Consider the following 19,483-nt stretch of genomic DNA (forward strand, 5'->3'; position numbering starts at 1 on the left):
AGCGGCTTTCTTGAACCATCGGATGCACGGGAGACCTCGGCGCAGTCGATCCTGAAGTCAGGGTCAACTGCTCGGTCCCCGTGATCCGTAACGTTCGCGGTATCAACCAACGCCTGACTCGCCACGTCATCTTTCGTGTTTTTCGTGTCTTTCGCGGTTGCTCTCTTCTGCGTTGTTGCCGGTTTTGTCGGGCGCCTGACATCCCGACCGCGATTGTTGCGCTCCAGCGGCGACCATCGAAATTCATCCGGCCTCAGTTTCCTGGGATTCACATTTGATGTCACGGTTTGATTGGTGCGCGGTCGACTCGGCTGAGGAAGACAAACCGGCGCCTGAGCATCGAGTACGAGTACCGCCATGCTGAGTACGAGTGCAAGTACGACTCCCGACAGTCCGACGCCTGAATGCCGACTGCTCATTGGGACGCAGGATTTCCTTTGGCGATTCCAATCAAGTACATTGGCAGTCCGCGACGATGGTTCATGCCGACGTTCCTGCCGGATGCGCGAACCACACGATGCACGCCCAGTTCGCTCATCGTTGCGATCCACAAACTTTCCCCCGTGACTACGATCACTCCGCTGCCAACCCAAACCCAGTTGGACCGCGAACGGGGTGATCGTCGACGTTACCCGACATAAGAATCATGGCTCCAGCTTCACGCGATGATTGGAACACGCTTGATCCACCGGCGATTCGTGAACCGCTGGACTACTCCGCGAGCTTTGACATCGGCCGCGAAGGCGAACTGTCAGCCGGGCTAATCCCGGAATGCATGGAGGACAAATGGTTCATCTACCGCGATGGTCACTGGCTATACCTTCACCGCAGTTGGACTGGGGCTTTGATCTACTGGCTGAGGCTCGACTACGACGCGCAATCCATTTTCGTCTCTGAATCGTGGGTCAACCGCGAATCTGAGCAATATTCCTCGACTGACGCTGCGTACGACCGGGCTTTAGTTGACTACCTGATCCGTGGGTTGCTGCTCAAAGAGCAAGTTCCATTTCCAATGCCGAAGATGCGGGGAATCCGTGGGTTGCTTTTTAAGCTTGCTGGGAAGGCTATGATGTTTCAGCATTCGATCGTGGGGTCTAGCAACGTACCGACTCGCACGGTCGATGACTCAAACGGCGGGTAACCATGCGATGATACGGAGCGGCGGTGGTCGCCATTTTCGCAATGGTTGAGTCGCTCGCCGCCGCCCGCATATCGCTAACGTTCCCAGCAAGACTACGACCAATGATGAAACGCCGCCGATTGAAAGTTTCGATACTCACCGTGCTTGCTCTCGTTGCGCTTTCTGCGATCGTCTTTGCTACTTTAGCTGCTCGACCTTCGGAGACGATCCGTATCATGGCGCATGGGAATGGCGACTTCACATTTGAATCTCAAACGTACTCATCGAGCGAACTAAAGGATGCCATTTCGGATGCAATAGAACTCCGGAAACGTTGGTTCGTTAATTCCAGGACTCAAATCAATTTTGAGCCTGGGGTCGAGTTTGCCACCGTCCCACAGGTAATGAGCCTCGTGGCTTCAGCGGGTTGCGAGGATGTTCAGGTTGGCCTTCCGCCTGAAATGTCCGGTAGACTTTCGCACCCGGAACTCACCTCCGAGCCATGGTAAACTGCATTGCGGCAACCGAAGAGCTGGGAACCATGCCGTGCACCGAAGGACGGCTTGCGCGGTTTTTGAAGTTGAAAATCAATCGTCCGTCCTCGGTGACGGCTACCGTTCTGGCACTGTGGAGACACTCGTGTATCGTCTGCTCACCTTTTGTACGTTGCTTGTATCGGCCGTGCTTCAATGCAGTGCGACCGGGGTCGAGGGAGGCAAACCGAAATTCCCGGCTACGATTCGCATCGTGTCAAATATGACAGACGACGAAGGGCGACTTCGGATTCGAGTACGTCTGCTGATAGAGGATCACGTTGCGATTTACGCGCATCCCGTTCGCGCTCCCGGCATGGACCATGCTTCGGCACGCGTTACGGTTTTCAATACGAACCGAAAGCCGCAACATGCGGTCGTGACCTATCCTGCTGGCGACAAGCTCCAAACTGAGTTCATGGGCGACTGGTACTTGTACCGTAATTCCGTTGACATAGAGATAGTGCTAGCGGACAATCCACCGCTGCCGTTGATCGTCCGCGCCAAGATTGCCGGGTTTAACGAGACCCGTTCGTTTTGCCTCGGATCAGCTGTGCTTGAATCGCAACTCAAACCTGTGGACAAAAAGCCAGAACCATGAAATGCACGTGAGAACGGGAGTTGTGTTATTTGGTCTGCTTGCGAGTCATTCGCCCGTTCCCCGTGATTTCTACCGTTCCCGTGAATGGTGAGTGGCGAAACGAGCTGGACGTGGATGCTGCCGCTGGCGGTGATGGGTTTGCTTTTATCTGCGACCGAAGCATTGTTGCACCACGGCTGCCCGATGCACGTCCACGAACCCTTCGTAAACAGGCTGAAGACCAGCGCGGAGGTTGTTGCTCGATCCAGGCTGGGGTTGCGACTTGAGCTGAGGCTGCTGCCCAAGCTGAAGTTGCGACTGCGGACCAGGCTGGAACCCGACTCGATCAAGCGATACGCTGGGGACCGTTGTACTATAAAGAAGACGGGAACCAGACGATGTTCCGGAATCGCGAATCAGGTTTCTGTCTGAGTTCCAAATCAATCGTCGCGATCTCGGAAATCGCTAACGTTCTGTCGATTAGGAGACGCTTGCATCGACCCCACTACAATACGTCAGTTGATCGCTGATTGGATGTCGCATCGCGACGCTGCGGTGAAGCTACTGCTGGACGAACTCAAGCTTGAATGTCCACGCGACGTATTGCGTCCTGAACATCGGGGGCGTCACGACCTCGTGGGCACGGGATGGTCCTACCGAACACACGGCAGAGGTGTTGACGTCACTCGAACAAACGGGCATGGCGGAATCGATTTTGATTTCTCAACATTGGATGGGCAACTGTTTGATCCACCAGATTTTTGGCGACTCGTATTGTTCGCAAAACGATCCGTTCATGACCGGGCCATTGATTCCGACAAATACAAACCGATAATTGACGATGCGGAACTTTACCGCGACCTGATTGAAGCCGAACTCGCACACCAATTCCAAACGTAACGAACGCGACAGAACAAATGGATGCACGACGAGCGGCGAAGTCAGGTGTTTTGAAGTGGTTGGTCGGTCGTCGCCGCCGCGTGATCCTGAACGTTGAACTTAATCGAAGTGCTTTCCGCTGCGTCGTTGGAAGTGTGTTCTCGTAGGCTGGAGCGGGTAGGTGGAACGCTATTGGCCAGCGTCGCATCCTTGCCGACCCCAATGTTGATCCCGCCTGGTTCTTCCCCCGGGATCGAGCAAGTCTTCTGACTATCCCGACTGCCTCAGCGCCCGCTGGCAGTCTTGCGATTGCAGCGCCCGAGCAGCGGAGTCTTTCAAACGTGAATGATCGGGCTTCGCCCGCAGCTTTTTTCATTCTTTGTTGTTGCGCTGACGCGACAGGTTTAGCACCACTGCTCGGGTCCGGTTGTAGCGAACGTTTCGATTAAATGGCTCTTGCGCTTTTGTGTTTTGCAAGCACTGTAGGAGGTCTATCGCCCACCCATTGTTGCGTGAGCGTTTTCCTGACCCCCACCAAGGTTTGACCATGACGCCTTACAAGAATCGAAAATGCAAGATCACAAAACGTCTCGCAGAAGACATGCTGATACGGCATTTGGCCGAGGCAACCATCGATGCCTACACCTACCACGTGCGAAGATTTGCCGACTTTATCGAAAAACCGCTCGAAAGTGCAACCGTCGAAGACGTTAGAACCTTCCAGCTTTACCTGATCCGAGAAAAGAAGCTCGCCTACAGCACGTTCAATCAAGCTGTCTGCGCGCTACGGTTTCTCTACACACACACCATCCGCGTCCCCTGGCCGGTCGTCATGGTCCCCTTCGGCAAACGTCCCAAGACTCTGCCGACAGTGCTCAGCCGGCATGAAATCGATCAGCTCATCCAGTGCACAGCGAACCTCAAACACCGAACCTTTCTGATGGTCCTGTATTCGGGCGGACTGCGGTTCTCCGAAGCAGCCAATCTCAAAATTCACGACATCGACTCACGCCGGATGCAAATTCGAGTCGCCTGCGGGAAGGGGAAAAAAGAGCGGCTCGTACCACTCTCGCCGAGGCTCCTGAGCGAGCTTCGGATCTATTGGAAGCAGTATCGTCCGAGCGACTTCCTCTTTCCCGGCAAGTCAGTCAACAAGATTTACGCGGGCACGACCATTCAAAAGGTGATGAAAGTGTCGGCCAAGAAAGCGGGGATCCATCGTCGTGTTTATCCCCACGTTCTGCGCCATTCGTACGCGACAGGACTTCTCGAAGCGGGAGTGGACTTGTTGACGATCAGCAAACTGCTCGGTCACGCCAGCTTTGTGACCACGATGGTCTATCTGCACTGTCGCCGCGAACATCTGGTCAATGCGCCGAGTCCGCTGGACTGGTTGCCGGTGCGGCAACTGCCGACTCTGACACCGCCACCGGAGAACGATTCCAATCCGAAGAAAAGCTAACCCTTGATCAAATTTTGCGGATTGGTGCCAATCAGGCCGCAGATGAATCGATGTGCGTTCAAGTTCAAAGCGTGCTGGCAAAGTTATCGGTTTGCCGCACGCACGTGATGGGAGGCCGCAAGTTTCAGTGTGCCGACTGTGACAAAACAAGCTCACTGTACAACTCCTGTGGCGATCGGCATTGTCCTCAGTGCAGTGGCAGCAAACGAATCGACTTCAACGAGAAAGCTTCGAAGTTGTTGTTGCCAGGCGTTGTCTACTACCAAGTTGTTTTTACTCTGCCAAGCGAACTCTCCGAATTGGCACTGGCCAACCAAAAAGAGATGTCAGAGCTGCTTGCCACGTCGGCGTGGAAGGGTCTTTCGAAAAACATCAAGGACGAACAAGGCTACGAGCCCGCTGGGATCAGCGTGCTGCACACATGGAATCAGAAGCTAGAAGCGCACTGGCATGTGCATCTGCTGGTTCCCGGCGAAGGCCCCGGGATTACGACACAAGCTTGGACGCGGGCCGCAGCGCCGCCAGATGCAAAGAACTCCGACGGCTACTACTTGGTCGATGTCGAGCGACTTCGAGAAACGTATCGCAAACGAGCGATTGCCAAATTGCGTCGTCTTCGTGCGTCAGGCAAGTTGAAGTTCGGTGGCAAGTTCGAGTCTCTTCGGAGCAGCGAGAACTGGGAGGTGTTCGTCAAGAATTTAGAATCGAAATCATGGGCGGCTCATATTCAACCGCCACCGAAAGAGACAAGCCATGGCAACGAAGTCGTCAATTATCTGACACGGTACTTGACCGGTGGTCCGATCAGCAACCATCGCATCGTCGCCGCAGATCGCACGCAAGTGACTTTTATGGCGCGTGAAGGGAAGCGGGTGGGCGGTGAACGGCAGCAAGTTCCAATCACACTCAAGATCGGCGACTTCGTCCGTCGTTGGTGCTTGCACATCCAGCCTGAGCAGTTGACCAAGACTCGGTACTTCGGTGGCTGGAGCAATCAGCTTCGCGAAGCCTACATGTCGCATTGCCGAGAAACTCTGGCATCATCGGATCAGTTGACCACGCCTGAAGCCGCTGATCAGGAGTCTGAGTTGGAAGACCCCGTGCATGCCTGCCCACACTGTGGCAGTGACCGGTTGCAGTTGATCTCTCAGACGGCACGCCCCAGTTGGCGGGATTTATTTCGGCGTGAAGATCCGCGGTGTCCGTCGTGGTATGCGGAGCTTCAGTTGCAGGAGTTCCGACAGCATTGGGACGAGGCAATGGGTGCGGGATATAGCGATTGGTACCTGGAAACCCAGGTAGAAGGTGCAAAGGAATCCTCGCCCGCCGCAGCCTCTCCCCCGCTGCAGCTGTCTCTTGTGGGAATGACATCACAGCGATCCTTTGCGATAGAATCATTCTGACGCGGGTCGCTCCCCCGCCCACCCGACCCACGTGATGGTCGACAAAGTTCAACGCCCGATCTATCCGTGTACCTTCGGTACCCGGATAGATCGCATTTCGTTTATCCCACTTAAGAAACCTCGATTGACATGCAACCATGAGCACTTCCGAAGACCCGCTTCCTGAATCAATGGCTGCCAATCTTCACGGCGCGGCTACCGAAGGTGCTGAACTCGTCGGTACATCCGTTGACGCGGAACCTGCCGTGATCGTCGAAGCGATCAACAGTTTCTTGGCAAAACCAAAGAAAGCGGGGTGGTTCGCCAAGGTTGATAACTGGGATGACCGCGCCTTGCCGATCGGCAGCCTGTGGGGACATGCAATTGCACGCAAGTTCGGATGGCAATGGGCTAGCCTGACGCAACACGACCATGACGACTTCAAGGCAATTGCTATCGTCAACGACGACCGTTCGCTTGCCGTGTTTCCGTTTCACTACTGTTTTGGCTGTCTTGAAAACCACGTTCCACCAACCGTCTTGCTTGCATACAATATGCTAGACGCTGCAAAAATACCGCAGCAACCACCTGGTGGGTACATGAATCTGATGGATGGCGTTCACCATATCATCCCGCCTGCGTGAACAATGCTCGACACCGCGTAGGGGATAACCAGAGAATTGCACGCGAGTGGCGGTGGCGTGTTTTTCGAAGTGGATGATCAACTCCCGCCACCGCGTGAATTCCAAAGTTCCCCGACTGAATCGTTGTGACCGCAAACACTCACGTTCTCGATGCTGTTAGACGGTTTGCGTCCGAGCAGTGGACCATCCTACAGGAGCGTGCGTCAAACAACGCAATCGACAGTCTTGCCCGATTGGTACTCGCTGAGCACACAGGATTTGACACAGATCGACTCTATACATCTGGAACTGCAGTCCGCGCTTGGACCTCCGATGATTTGTTCATATCAACTGTTGATGCCAACGTTGTCGCGTCGACCTGCGTGGACAAAAATCATTTTTACATCATGTACGAAAACCCGCTAATTTCGTTCTTCGCCCCCGACGAACCCGCTGTCGTGTTGGTAAACTGTCGTTACGGTCCGCGATGGGGCCGAGGCGGATGGTTTGATATTGCAACTGATTCAACGCCGACATGCTTGCTCGAACGAGACTCCGGCGGATGGACCAAGTAGCGGGGAACCAATAAGAATTTGACATCGCGTGAATGAACAGCGGTGTTGGCGTCGGTTCTCTATCAAGCCTGAAGAGGGGCGGGAGATTTGAGCGGGCGAGCCGATGCTCAAATTCTCTGTTCAAGAAGGCCGGAGTCGGCGATGCACCCTTGGGATTTACACTCGATGCTGCAGCTCGAAGAGTGACTTTCTATATCGCTTGGGAGTGGATTAGCAGGAACTCGCTCGAGTGAACCCAGGCATGTGGGAGCGGGTTGTGGCGTTTTGAAGCGAGGTGACTGCCCCTTGGAAGTCCGTTTCACGCTGATCGACCAGTCTCTGCGCAGACCGGTTGCGTGATGCCGACGGGCGGCAGTTTCGCAGGCTCGGTGGATATGGATCATCTGGGTCATGACAACGGTGGACCTCGTGTGGCGAGCCGAATGTGCCAGATCCATTGGCCATCACTGCCGGTGATCCCTTGCAGCTCAAGCTCGCCACCACAGCGAGTGCACTTCGGTGGTTGGCGACGTGTCACTTCTGGCGGTGTCATTGGATTGGACAGCCAATACGTCCAGCCAAGCCAAAGCCACACCAGCCAGCGCGCATCGGCCAACTGCAGTTTGCAGTTGCCGCTCATGAATCCGTAGTAGCGGACTTTCCGAAAACCGGGCGGCAAGATGTGCTGGGCGAAACTGCGGACGAACGATTCGCCATCAAGCCAACGTGTTTTGTACTGACGCTCCCCTGACGGTTTGACCTTGTAGGTCACTCCACGGTCATCCACCGCCGCGATCCGGTTGTCACAGATCGCGACTCGATAGACGTAGGGTGCCAAGTATTTTAAAACGGCCCCGCCGTCACCGACCGGTTTGATGTTCACCACCCAGTCGAACTTCAACACCCCGGCAGGCAACTGATCATAAAGCTCGGCCTTGCGGAGCGCCTTTACCGCAAGACAGTTTGCCCAACTCGTTGATCCGACCATTGCGAGCGAAATATGGAGCAAGGAAAAAGCGACTGGTGCTCTCAAGTAGGAGGTGCCTGATATGCAAACCGAGGCACCAAATAATGCGACCCAGCCGATGAAGCCAGCTTGTAACTAGGAAACGCAAGCGTCTTCCGGCGTCGGCCGCCGGAGCATCGACCAGAATCGTGAAAACCCGTTTCGGTGTCCTGCACCTCCTGCAGATTGAGATCGCCCAACCTGCTGAGGTTGGTCCAACTGACGGCACTTAGATCAACCTCTAAGTCGCATCGGTCGACCTAATCGATGCGGCGAATGACCGGGCCATTCATAACCTCGCAGTCTCCGCTTCGAATTCCATTCCCACAACTTCTCTGAAAGTTCCAAAAGCTTTCAGACCCACAAGTGAACGAAAGGTCGGCATGAATTTCATGCCGGCCTTTCTTCGTTCTTACGCCGTGTTTTGCGGTGTTTGCGAGTTCGCCGCCAGCAGATCGCGTTCTTCGTTTCTTTGTCGCTGTGGTTGGTGGGGCGACCGCAGGGTTATGGGATAGCGGCGTTTTGGGCCGTTTTCTTTGTTTCTTCGTTTCACTGTCGGTCCGGGTTAAGAGTCGTCCGACTCTCCCAGACGGTCCGGATACGGAAAGGATTCACACGGCAAAACTCTGGGTTTCTAAGCGATTCTCGATTGAGGGGGTAACTGCCGGCTCATTCTGCGGCGGAGAAACAGAGAAACGTCGGGTAATGCGGTTTGGAGAAACGGAGAACGGGTGGTGCAATCACCTAGCGGTTCGTTCGGCGTCCCATCTGCAAACCCAGACGATGAAGCCTCTGGGCCTGACCGCATTGCTCGACTCGTTCGTTCGATGCCTCGCAAACCCAATTGACTACAACGCAAGGCGGTAAAATTGCGTTGCGATTCGCCACTGGCGATTACCCCGCAAACGTCGAGTTGCCAACGCGAATTCCGTGTTCAAGTTATTTGTCGCTTCCTGTGAAAGGTTTTTGAACGCGGTGAGTCTTCTTTGTAGAGGAGCACCGAAGTGTTCGAATCCTTGCCTCAGTCGGATAGCAGATGACCGCCAGCCCACCCGAAACGCGAGCCAGCCTCATTCTGCGATTGCAGAATGCGGGCGACATCGCGGCTTGGGATGAGTTCGCGGAAATCTACGCCCCGGTCATTTACCGGACGGCACGACGACTGGGACTACAACCGGCGGACGCTGATGACGTTGTCCAGGAGGTCTTGTCGGCGGTCGCTCGCAGCGTCACTGGCTGGCTGGAACGGGATGACCGCGGAGCGTTCCGAGCTTGGCTGTTTCGGATTGCTCGAAATTTGTCGATTGACTTCTTGACGCGTCGAAAGCATCGGCCCTGGGGCGTCGGCGGCGACGAAGCGGACAAACAGTTCGACGAAATCGAAGCAGCACGGGATATCTCAAGTCATTTCGACGAAGAAGTTCAGCGTGAGATTTTCATGCGTGCTTCGGCGGTCGTCCGTTCACGCGTGAATGATGCGACTTGGCAAGCCTTTCGACGCACGGCAGTGCTGGGTGAGTCCGTTGAGGACGTCGCAGCAGACTTGGGGATCAGTAAAGGCGGTGTCTATATCGCTCGCAGCCGGGTGATGAAGCGATTGCAAAGCGTGGTCAAATCTTTTGGAGACAATTCTGATGATGAAGTGTGATGACATCGTGTTTGCGGACCTACTCGACGCTGACGACGACACAGAAACGCATGATCCTGAGGTTGCCCATCATTTGGAGCACTGCACGGTTTGCCAAACGCACTTGGCACACTTGGCCGCCGATGACGAGCAATGGGATGCGGCGCAGCACTGGCTGGCAACAAGCGAAACGTCCAGCGTTGAATACGCTGAATCAATCGAAGCTCGCGAGAGATGGAAGCGTCCGCTGGCATGGACGGACACGATGGCGGAATCTCTGCTTGCCGAAGCCAGTCATCCTGAAATGCTAGGCCGGATCGGTCGCTATGATGTCGAACGCTTGATTGGAAGCGGCGGCATGGGCGTCGTGTTCAAAGCATACGACACCGAACTGAATCGTCCCGTTGCGGTGAAGCTGCTGGCACCGTATCTGGCCGGCAGCGGAGCCGCGCGAAATCGCTTTGCTCGGGAAGCTCGGGCTGCCGCAGCGATTGTCGATGACCACGTCGTCCCGATTCACAACGTCGAAACCGATGACGAACGTCCGTTTCTGGTGATGAAGTACATCGCGGGCGGATCGCTGCAACAGCGTCTTGATCGCGAAGGACCTTTGGAAGCTTGCGAAATTTTGCGCATCGGCATGCAGGTGGCAAAGGGGCTTGCCGCAGCTCATTCACAAGGGTTGATCCACCGAGACGTCAAACCGTCCAATGTCTTGCTTGATGAAGGCGTTGACCGAGCACTACTCACTGACTTTGGTCTCGCCCGAGCAACCGACGACGCCAGTCTGACCCGCAGTGGTTTCCATCCTGGTACGCCGCACTACATGTCGCCCGAACAGGTTCGAGGCGAAGCGATCGACGGGCGGAGCGATCTTTTCGGACTCGGCTGTGTTCTCTATGCACTGTGTACCGGCCATCCGCCGTTCCGCAGCGAAACGAGCTATGCCGTTCTGCGACGAATCACAGACGACACGCCGCGCGGAATCCGCGAAAGCAACCCCGACATTCCAGCGTGGCTGGAATCGATCGTGATGAAGTTGCTTGCCAAAACGCCTGATCAGCGATTTGATTCCGCAGAGCAAGTCGGCGAACTTCTTGAAGGCTGTCTTGCTCACGTTCAGCAACCAACAGTCTCACCGCTACCAATGGCCGTTGCCGCACTTTCATCAGGTGGTCGCGAGTTCCCGCCCAGCTTCAAGTTCATCGCAGCTGCTGCGTTTGCATTCTTGATATTCGTCGCCGGCGTTTTTGTCACAATCGAGTTGAACAAAGGCACGTTGACGATTGAATCCAACGCGGATGATGTCCCGATTCGCATTTTGCAGGATGGTGAAACGGTTCAGCGTTTGACCGTCAAGCGATCCGGCGAAACCGTTCGCATTGCAGCAGGGAACTACGTCGTTGTCATCGACACGCCGACTGACGAGTTGAGGATTGAAGACGGCCAGGTCGTGTTGCGTCGGGGAGAAAGCGAGATCGTGAGAGTTGTTCACTCGGCGACTCAGTCTGAACAAGCAAAAACCACCGCAAAGGACGTGGCGTTCGTGCTAGGCGATAGCAGTTTTGAGCCGGGAGATCACATCGAGATTGAGTCAATTACCTCTACAGGTGAGGGGTTCGAGATCGGTGCAACAGTGATCGTGAAAGGGCAGTACACGCTGAAGAGCAACGAACACGCGCATCTGGGCTTTTACTCCACCGTGGCGTTGAAGCCAGGCGAAACACCGGTCGGCACACCCATTCAGCACAGCCAAATGATGGATGCGAAAAAGGGAACGCATCTGTTCACGCTCTCGAAAAGAATCACGGCAATCGGCAGTCCCCACATCACCTTCTATCACCCCGAGACCGGGCAAGGAATGGGCGGCGTCTACTTTGCCGAGCAGGTTGGTAAGGAAGATCTGTCAGAAAAAGTTTTGAAGTCAAATTCGACGCTGCAAGTTGATCCTGACGCAACAACTGCCAACTTACTGGATGGGACATGGGAAGTAGAACTGTCCAGCCCAGCGAAAGCCAAACGCTCTGGCTTTGCTGCGTTCGCGGGGAACGTTGGCGTGATCGGGTCGTCGGACGATGAAACCGCGCCACTGCGATTCACATACGACATCCAACCCCAAAACGAACAACTGTGGATTGACTTGCGTTCTAACGACGGTGCTCCCGACGGTGGACCTTGTCTTTGGCAAGGAATTGTTGAAGCATCTCGCTCCTCAATCACGCTTTGCTTCGCCAGGGAAGACCAAGTCAAACAAGTAGGGCGACCAACGAGCATTGAAGACGCAAATTCCGACGTGTTCGTCACGGTCGCATTCACAAGAAAGAATGCGGCAAGAGCGTTTGTGCTGCCGGAACCACGATCGTTTGGTTTGAGTGCCGGGCAGACACTGCCGCCCTTGCGATTCGGAAATTCGCCCGTCGCTTTGCCGACGCAGATCGGAGAAGTCGACGCGAGTCAATCAGCTAGGCTCGACAATGGAAGTTCCGTCGATTCGCTGCCGTACAAGTTCGGTTCAGGGAAGTTAGTACCCGTTGAATCACTGAGTGGTCAGATAGAGAAACTGCTCGGTTCTTGGCGTGTCATGACGATGACCGACGAGAAAGGGAGCAATGTCGTCCCTCACGAGAACATGGTTTTGACTTTCGATGGCTGGACGTTCAGTTGGCTCACGGAGCCGGACGAACTTTCTCGGTACATCTATCGCCAATCCGCTGGAAACGCGATCTCGTTTGTGAATAACCACGACTCGATCGCGGACATGCCAAAAGGGTCAATCGTCTACTCGTTTGAGGACGACAATCACTTGCAGATCAAAATTTTCAACAGCGATCCCTCAGGCCAACAAGGATGGCGTCTTAAACTTGAACGCATCGTTGGCGACGAACAAAACTCCGCTTTTGCATTTCGCACAATCGCTGTCGATGTTGCCGAAACATACGGCTGGAGTGATGGCAGCGTCGTTGACACGCATGCAATGCTCGTCCGCAGCCCCGTTCTTCTCGGGGCGATTCGCTGGCCTGATGACATCGAAATTCTGCCCACCGATGTTGGCGAACGCCTTGTCTGGTTGAGCCGAAATTTGGAGGTCGAGACAACCGAAGGCAACGAGTTCGTGTTTGGTATTCATGGTCACATTACGACCAAAGAGCAACGTGAGAGAATTGTTCGTCTCGTTGCAGATGCGTACCACTCAAAGATCAGTCGAGCAGACACGCCCGACGGCAGGCTGGAAATCGAACGCCTGATTCGCGAGCACAGTGACACCTGCGTGAAACGCGAGAAAGCTGAAGCAGCTTATCGAGCGACAATCGAAGCCAACACGGTTGATGCCGGACGCCAATCCGATTCATACAGAAAACTGAAAGAGATCAATGATTCACTCACGGACTTGCAGGAACAACTTCTTGGGTACGGAGTGCCTAGGATTTCTGGCTCGCTCGACCTGAGCATCGAAAGGGCCACACGCGGAACCCCAGCCGGCGAGAATCCGGACGCCGCGCGGGCAATGTCCCTACCGGCGAAACCGTCGGTCGAATGAACACCGGACGATCGATACTTCAAAAGAGACGGGATTGATGCGATTGCCCGCAAATCAACCCCGTCCCGCTATTTTTTCGTCCCGCTATTTTTTACGAGTTAGTTCACTTTTCAACCAGCTTTTCGTTGATCGTCTTGATCAGTTCATCGCCTCGAACGTCTTTCGCGATGATCGTTCCGTCGGGACCGATCAAGAACGTCGCCGGAATACTCTGCACGCCGTAGTCGGATTGGACGTCGCTGCTGTCGCCCAAATGAAGCTGCGTCCAAAGCATCGAGTTTGCGCTCAAGTAGTCGCTCACCGTTTCGGCTTCCGCGTCCAGGCTCAAGCCAATGATGACCAAGCGATCGTCGCCGGCATACTGTTCTTGGAGTTTTTTCAGGTTCGGCATCTCGGCCAAACACGGCCCGCACCACGTCGCCCAAAAATCCAGCAACACGTACTTAGCAGCATAGTCGGCCAGTTGGACCGATTCACCGTCAACCGTTTTTGCGGTGAACGCCGGTGCGGTATCGCCGACATTGATGAACTGACGCAGCTTCAACGTCAACTCGCCGAGGTCCATAGGCTCGTCGCTGCGTCCGCCGGGCATTTCCGGAATCGTGAAGCGATGCACGAGGTTGCCGAGTGACTCGCCGAATCCGCATTGGTCATTTGCCGTCGCCGCGTTGATCGACATCGACAACGTGTAGTCACCGGCGGGGATGTCCTCGACACGAACCGCGTTGTCCTCTTCAACGACCACGGCGTACAAGCGGCCTTGTTTCTCCGCGTGCGCGATGCCCTCGTCTGTTTTGCTCCACTCGTCGTACCACTGCTGTTTTTCCTCGTCGGACATCTCGTCCACCTCTTGAAAAAACGCAAACTTCGACGTGTCCGGCATGATGACGTTGAAACCCCAATCGTACTTCGCATCCGTTTTCGGAACGGCGACTCGCCAGACGACCGGACGGCCATCGCCACCGATCGCAACCTCGTGATCGCCGCCCGGCTGCGTGGCGACTCGCACGGTATGCGAATAGACAGTGCCCTGTGGTTTTCGCGGGATCACACGTTGCACCGAAAACGTTTCGCCCGGCAGGACGCGATGGAAAACGAATCGGCCTTCGTCATCCGTGGTGCCGTGTCCCTCGATCTGGAATCGCGGTTGACCGTAGGGGGCGGAGTCGACGTGATGCAGCACCACATCGGTTTCGGATGCCGGTTTCTTTCCGATGCGAACGGTGCCACGGATCGTCGCCCATGGCGGCAGGGTCACGCTCTGGCCGGTTTCGAACGCATCGCCCGCAACCAGTTTGGCACCGGATTCGTGCAAGAACAACAACCGGAACGCGTCTTCTTGCGAGGGCAATTCGAAGCGTCCTTCTTCATCCGTCACTACCATTAATTGATCTTCGACATCGGCCAGACGACCGTTGACGATCTGCACGTACTGCGAAGCCAACGCGATGACGACTTGCGCGCCGGCGGCCGGTTTGCCTTCGCTGGTCATCACGACACCGCGAAGAGGCTCGGACGGTTCGAGTTCAAAGGACAACGAAATGCTGCCTTCGTTGGATCGGATCACGCGTGAGATCGCCGGGGCGTAACCGATTGCTTCGATCCGCAGCAAGTGCCCTGGTCGCGGGTAGTCGAACGTTGTCTTGAACGCTCCTGCCCTGCCACGTTTGCTGCGTTCTCGCTCCCAAGTGATCCGATCGCTTTGCTCGAACTGAATCCCGTCGATAATTTCAAACTCGTCGATGGGTTGTTTCGTTTTCGCATCGACGACCGTCGCGGTGACCGACAGAGGAAAGCTGAACGTGATGATTTGCTCTTCGTCGCTAGCCGAAAGTTTCGTTTGCCGTTTGTCCAAGAAACCTTTTGCCAGCATGTCGAAGGCGACCTCATCCTGCGGCGCATTCTTCCAAACAAATCGCCCTTGCTCGTCGGATTTCCGACGAGACATCGCATCGACCAACGAGCGGTGACCACGCCAAGAGTCCGCTACGATCAAGACACCGGGCAATGGGTTGCCGGCCGCATCGACGGTTCGCAGCCGCAGCGTTTTGGCGGGCGATAACACGACCTCGATCGGTTTGAACTCCGCCGTCACGTCGACCTGCCGGAGTTCCGGTGCGAAGGTGTCGGCGGCGATCGTCAGAATCATCTGTCCGAGTTTACTGTGTGGGAACGCGAACTCACCCACCGCGTCGGACTTCGTTTCCGGGTAATCCGAACCGAAGCGATCGCTGCCTTGATAAACCGTCACGCCTTCGATCGGGTTGCCGCTCGTGTCCACGATCTTGCCCTTCACGGTGACGCCTTTCTTCAACACCATCCGGTGCGTTCCCTCGATCAACTGATCGACGGGCACTTGGCCTGCCGTTGCGCCGAACATCGAATCGCTCGCATAGTCGGGATGGCTGAGTTTCAACCACACCTCGGAGAATTCGGCGGGCATCACGTCGCAAACCCATCGACCGCTGGCATTGGTTTGCACCTCGTATCGATACACACGACTTTGCGGACGCACACGATCTTTCGCTCCCGTCGCATTGAGCACGGAAATAGTGGCACCTTCGATCGGTTTATCGGCTTCGTCGAACACGTGGCCGCTGACGGATCTGCCGAGCGGCAAACGGAATTCAAACGTATCCGCGAGTTCCGTTTTCATTTCTTCTTCCCGCCACGTCGCCATGTGCGGAACCCGTTGTGGTGCCTTCACGTCCAACCGCAAGAACCGAGCGTCGTCAGGAAACACGATTTCGTAAACGCCCTCGTCAGTCTTTTCCGGCTCGATTTTCTCAGCGTTGTACCACGCGTTAAACTCCACGCCCGCGACCGGTTTGCCTTGCTCGTCACCGACGCGAACGGTCAAGGAACGCTCGCCCTGTTTTTCGGCGTCTTCTTTCTTAGCAACCTCCGCCCCATCCTCTTTCACGTTTTCTTGAGCTGGCGGTTGAGCATTCACCAACCGAAACGTTCCCAGCATCAGAAACACGAGTGAGGCTACAGCAACGGAAGCGGTGATTTGCCTCCGGGTCAGTGGCAGCAGACGAAACGTTTGCTTCACGCGATCGATTCGCCGGCGCACATCGCTGACACGTGCCATCGCCAAACCCACAGAACGTTGCCCGCGGCGAATGGTCAGTGCCACCTTTGCGAGTGTTTGTGAGTAAAGCTCGGCTTCCCCGATCCGGCGCGCGGACTCCGCATCGGCGGCATCTTCGCACGCTTGTAAATGCGTCGATCCAATCCGCCATGCAAACGGATGCGGCCACAACAACCCCATGACAACTCGTACAATACGGTTCCAAACCAAATCGCCCGATCGCAAGTGCGATAATTCGTGAATCAAGATCGCACGAATCTCCTCGCGGTCGGCGCTCGATGTGAGCGATTCCGGGATCACGACGACGGGGCCGCCGAGGGTCATGCACAAAAACGGCGAGCCCTGAATCGCGGCTTGCACCGTTCGGCATCGTCCGACGGCCAACTCACGCCGCAAACCGTCCGCCTGTTCTTGAACGAGCGTGGGTGGTGGAGACGCATGACGAACAATCGCATGAACACGAATGGTTCCGATCAGCCAACGCAGCGTCAGGAGACACAACCCGGCGATCCATCCCGTCAACAAGATGTTCTCAATTGCCCACGCGGAACCGACCGACGGTTGCAAAGCGGCGTCTGCGGCGGACGATGGTGTCGACACCTGCGATTGCGACGCCACCCAAAAATCGTCTTGCGGAACGGCGTACACCGCTGGCACGTACACGCCTGGCACAGAGCCCGCCTGCGCCGTCGCGGCGTTTGATAAAACGTTCGACGGTAGCGTCACTTCAGATTCAGACACCTGCGTCAGTTCCGCAGCGACGGGTGAAGCCACCTCCCAAGACAACGCGGCGATCCGCACCGCATCGAGCGACGCGACCGCGATCACGCCGACAATCGCCGAACGCCACAAGACAACACGCCAACGTGGGTTCGTTTGACGCAGCAGAAAATGCATTACCCACGCGACCAACAACACGATCGTGATTTTGACCATCGCCGTGACGAGCCATGGCGCGTCGACAGCCGATGAAACCCAACCAGAAAACACAGATACGAGGCTCATGATTTCTTCCGTTTTGGGGAGGAGGAGGAGGTGTCTTTGGCGAGTCGTTCTAATTCCGCGATATCATCATCAGAAAGCTTTTCGGACTGCACGAGATTGAACAACAGTGTGCGGGTGGAGCCCTCACAAAACTGATCGGCGAGTTCGGCGATCATGCTGCGGAAGGCGCCGTTACGCCGCGTCTTGGCGTGGTAGACAAACGCCTTGCCGACTTGTCGCCGCGTGACGTGGCCTTTTTCGAGCAGAATCGCCAGCACCGAACGAAGTGCTGCGTTCTTGATTTCACGTGGAAACACGGCCTGGATTTCCGCCGGTTTCTTCGCACCGTGTTCCCACAAAATCTGCATGACTTCGAGTTCGCCGGCTGTGAACTGCGGCATCGATTTGGCTCCCGTGGCATGAGCTGTCGAAGTGAATCGACACAAAAGTGAGGCGTCGAACATGCAGATGCTCCCACACATTGAGACCCCTGTCGAGACCCCAAGTGCAGAAGGATCCGCATATTTACATCGCTGGAAACGCCCGTCCTGACGGATCGCGGACAACTTCCGCGTTTTGTCAAACCATGCCTTGAGCAACGCCAAGTCGGCCGTTTCAGTTCGTTGGGGGTGGAACCGAATGTGTTGAGTCTTTGCTCATCCTCGACGGTTGGATCGGGCAACGGGTCCATGAGTCGCATTGGGTTGCTCCGCTTCGAATGTCCGTCGAACAGAAAATCGGAATCGGGCTAGTTGGCCTCGGCCCGAAACGCATGGTCGCGTGCTCGCTCCGGGTGGTGCTGACGCCTACGAGCGCGTCGCTTGCGTTGGATCAGTTCTGCGTTTTCTGCGGAAAATCTTCAACTCTCTGCAACCTTTCTGTCGCTGAGGCAACTTCCTATGGTCAACGGGACACGCCTGCGATAACGCGACAGCCAAGTAGAGAAAGCAATTGACCGCATCTTTCACCCCCGGAACCGCAGAACGCCTCCGCAGGCGTGATTCCCAGGCGATTGAGTCGGTCGTCGAAGCATTCTTAGCGCCGGTTTATCGGTATTTGCTGTGTCGCGGATGCTCACAACCAGAGGCCGAGGAATTGACCGCGGAAACCTTCTTCCAGGTCTTGAAAAGCGTCTCTCGCTTTCGCGGGGGCGATGGTCAAATTCGCGCGTTCGTTTACGCCACCGCGAGACATGTTCGAGCCGGCCACTATCGAGCCTGTTCCAGAACGAAGGCGAGCGATGTGACCTGGTCGACCTTGGAATCAGAACAGGAATCGCCGCAGGATTCGCTGCTGAAAGAAGAACAGAAACTGCAGATTTCATGTGCAATCGCCAAGCTAGAAGAGCCAACAAGAGAGGTCGTCATCCTTCGCTTCATCAATGAGCTTTCCATCAAAGAGATTGCCGTAGTCTGTGAGATGCCGATTGGCACGATCAAGAGCCACCTTCATCGCGCCAAAATTGAACTTAAACAACTTTTAGCTGATTCAGGACCAACGCAATGAACCGCCACAACGAACCAGGGGATGACGACGACCAAGCTCTTTCCGAAGAGTTTCGTGTTCTCCGAGAAATGGAACCGCCGCCGGGCTTGCGTGAAAAGTGCCTTGCCGCCGCCAATGACGCCGCTCCGGTAACGCCTCATCGATCGGTCAATCTCAGCGCGATGGCTTGGCCGGGCATCCTTGCATCGGCTGTCGCTGCCTCGTTGCTCGTGGGCATCGGCATCGGTTGGAGCCTGCGAGGAGAAACCAAAACTTCTGGCACGAACGAGCAGGTCGCCCAAGACTCTGATTCAGTTCCCATGGGCGAAATCGCGAACGCCATGGCAACCAGCGCTGTGAACGACCTCGAGACGTTAGACAAAACGACCTTTCGCCAAGAAGAAACCTACCTGTGTGGGGTGGGCCGGATTAAATCGAAGTCGATGATTCAACTCAGTGGAGAATGAAAGTGAAACGATTCAGCAGTTTGATTGCAAGTTTGACAATTTTGGTGACATCATCCTCCGTCGTTTTGGCGGAGGACTCAGTCGCGAACAAAGATCCCGGCTACTTTCCGACCCTGAAGGTCAGCATTCGATCTTGGGATCCAGAGGAC

General features: G+C 55.6%; 14 protein-coding genes. 11 read left to right on the plus strand and 3 right to left on the minus strand.

Annotated features, from left to right (window positions below; genetic code table 11):
* The first annotated feature begins 646 nt into the window (after window positions 1-646).
* From NHH03_RS16070 to NHH03_RS16100, 7 genes are all read left to right on the plus strand, one after another.
* The gene (locus NHH03_RS16070) at window positions 647-1,141 is read left to right on the plus strand and encodes a hypothetical protein (RefSeq protein WP_253157953.1); all 495 of its coding nucleotides are present in this window, start codon (window positions 647-649) and stop codon (window positions 1,139-1,141) included.
* A gap of 101 nt (window positions 1,142-1,242) precedes the next feature.
* Complete coding sequence (locus NHH03_RS16075; RefSeq protein WP_253157955.1) at window positions 1,243-1,629, plus strand: hypothetical protein; 387 nt, start codon at window positions 1,243-1,245, stop codon at window positions 1,627-1,629.
* Between the two features lie 238 nt (window positions 1,630-1,867).
* Window positions 1,868-2,254 (plus strand): hypothetical protein, encoded by a 387-nt coding sequence (locus NHH03_RS16080; protein ID WP_253157960.1) that lies wholly within the window; start codon window positions 1,868-1,870, stop codon window positions 2,252-2,254.
* Between the two features lie 498 nt (window positions 2,255-2,752).
* Window positions 2,753-3,133 (plus strand): DUF6896 domain-containing protein, encoded by a 381-nt coding sequence (locus tag NHH03_RS16085; protein WP_390895575.1) that lies wholly within the window; start codon window positions 2,753-2,755, stop codon window positions 3,131-3,133.
* A 526-nt stretch (window positions 3,134-3,659) separates the two neighbouring features.
* Entirely contained in the window at window positions 3,660-4,574 is a 915-nt protein-coding gene (locus NHH03_RS16090; RefSeq protein ID WP_253157964.1) for a tyrosine-type recombinase/integrase, read from the plus strand.
* A 14-nt stretch (window positions 4,575-4,588) separates the two neighbouring features.
* On the plus strand, window positions 4,589-5,977 hold the full coding sequence (locus tag NHH03_RS16095; protein WP_449339329.1) for an IS91 family transposase: 1,389 nt from the start codon (window positions 4,589-4,591) through the stop codon (window positions 5,975-5,977).
* A gap of 170 nt (window positions 5,978-6,147) precedes the next feature.
* Window positions 6,148-6,600 carry a hypothetical protein gene (locus NHH03_RS16100; RefSeq protein WP_253157968.1) on the plus strand — a complete coding sequence of 151 codons (453 nt, stop codon included), beginning with the start codon at window positions 6,148-6,150 and terminating at the stop codon, window positions 6,598-6,600.
* Between the two features lie 942 nt (window positions 6,601-7,542).
* Here NHH03_RS16100 and NHH03_RS16105 read toward each other — a convergent pair.
* Window positions 7,543-8,121 carry a transposase gene (locus NHH03_RS16105; protein ID WP_253158113.1) on the minus strand — a complete coding sequence of 193 codons (579 nt, stop codon included), beginning with the start codon at window positions 8,119-8,121 and terminating at the stop codon, window positions 7,543-7,545.
* Window positions 8,122-9,175: 1,054 nt separating this feature from the next.
* Between NHH03_RS16105 and NHH03_RS16110 the strand changes: the two genes are divergently transcribed.
* On the plus strand, window positions 9,176-9,787 hold the full coding sequence (locus tag NHH03_RS16110; RefSeq protein ID WP_253157970.1) for an RNA polymerase sigma factor: 612 nt from the start codon (window positions 9,176-9,178) through the stop codon (window positions 9,785-9,787).
* Window positions 9,774-13,304 carry a serine/threonine-protein kinase gene (locus NHH03_RS16115; protein ID WP_253157971.1) on the plus strand — a complete coding sequence of 1,177 codons (3,531 nt, stop codon included), beginning with the start codon at window positions 9,774-9,776 and terminating at the stop codon, window positions 13,302-13,304. Before NHH03_RS16110 ends, NHH03_RS16115 begins: the two co-directional genes overlap by 14 nt.
* A gap of 103 nt (window positions 13,305-13,407) precedes the next feature.
* Here the strand turns inward: NHH03_RS16115 and NHH03_RS16120 are convergent, their stop codons facing one another.
* A complete protein-coding gene (locus NHH03_RS16120; RefSeq protein WP_253157972.1) occupies window positions 13,408-17,403 on the minus strand; it encodes a redoxin domain-containing protein in 3,996 nt (1,331 codons plus the stop codon).
* The gene (locus NHH03_RS16125; RefSeq protein ID WP_253157974.1) at window positions 17,400-17,846 is read right to left on the minus strand and encodes a BlaI/MecI/CopY family transcriptional regulator; all 447 of its coding nucleotides are present in this window, start codon (window positions 17,844-17,846) and stop codon (window positions 17,400-17,402) included. Before NHH03_RS16125 ends, NHH03_RS16120 begins: the two co-directional genes overlap by 4 nt.
* A gap of 487 nt (window positions 17,847-18,333) precedes the next feature.
* Here NHH03_RS16125 and NHH03_RS16130 point away from each other — a divergent pair, with 487 nt between their 5' ends.
* Both NHH03_RS16130 and NHH03_RS16135 read left to right on the plus strand, forming a co-directional pair.
* Window positions 18,334-18,888: an RNA polymerase sigma factor gene (locus NHH03_RS16130; protein WP_261364308.1), complete on the plus strand. Its 555-nt coding sequence runs from the start codon at window positions 18,334-18,336 to the stop codon at window positions 18,886-18,888.
* On the plus strand, window positions 18,885-19,334 hold the full coding sequence (locus NHH03_RS16135) for a hypothetical protein (protein ID WP_253157975.1): 450 nt from the start codon (window positions 18,885-18,887) through the stop codon (window positions 19,332-19,334). The genes NHH03_RS16130 and NHH03_RS16135 overlap by 4 nt, the downstream gene beginning before the upstream one ends.
* The last annotated feature ends 149 nt before the right edge of the window (window positions 19,335-19,483 follow it).

The organism is Stieleria tagensis (genome assembly GCF_024129865.1).
Taxonomy (GTDB): domain Bacteria; phylum Planctomycetota; class Planctomycetia; order Pirellulales; family Pirellulaceae; genus Stieleria; species Stieleria tagensis.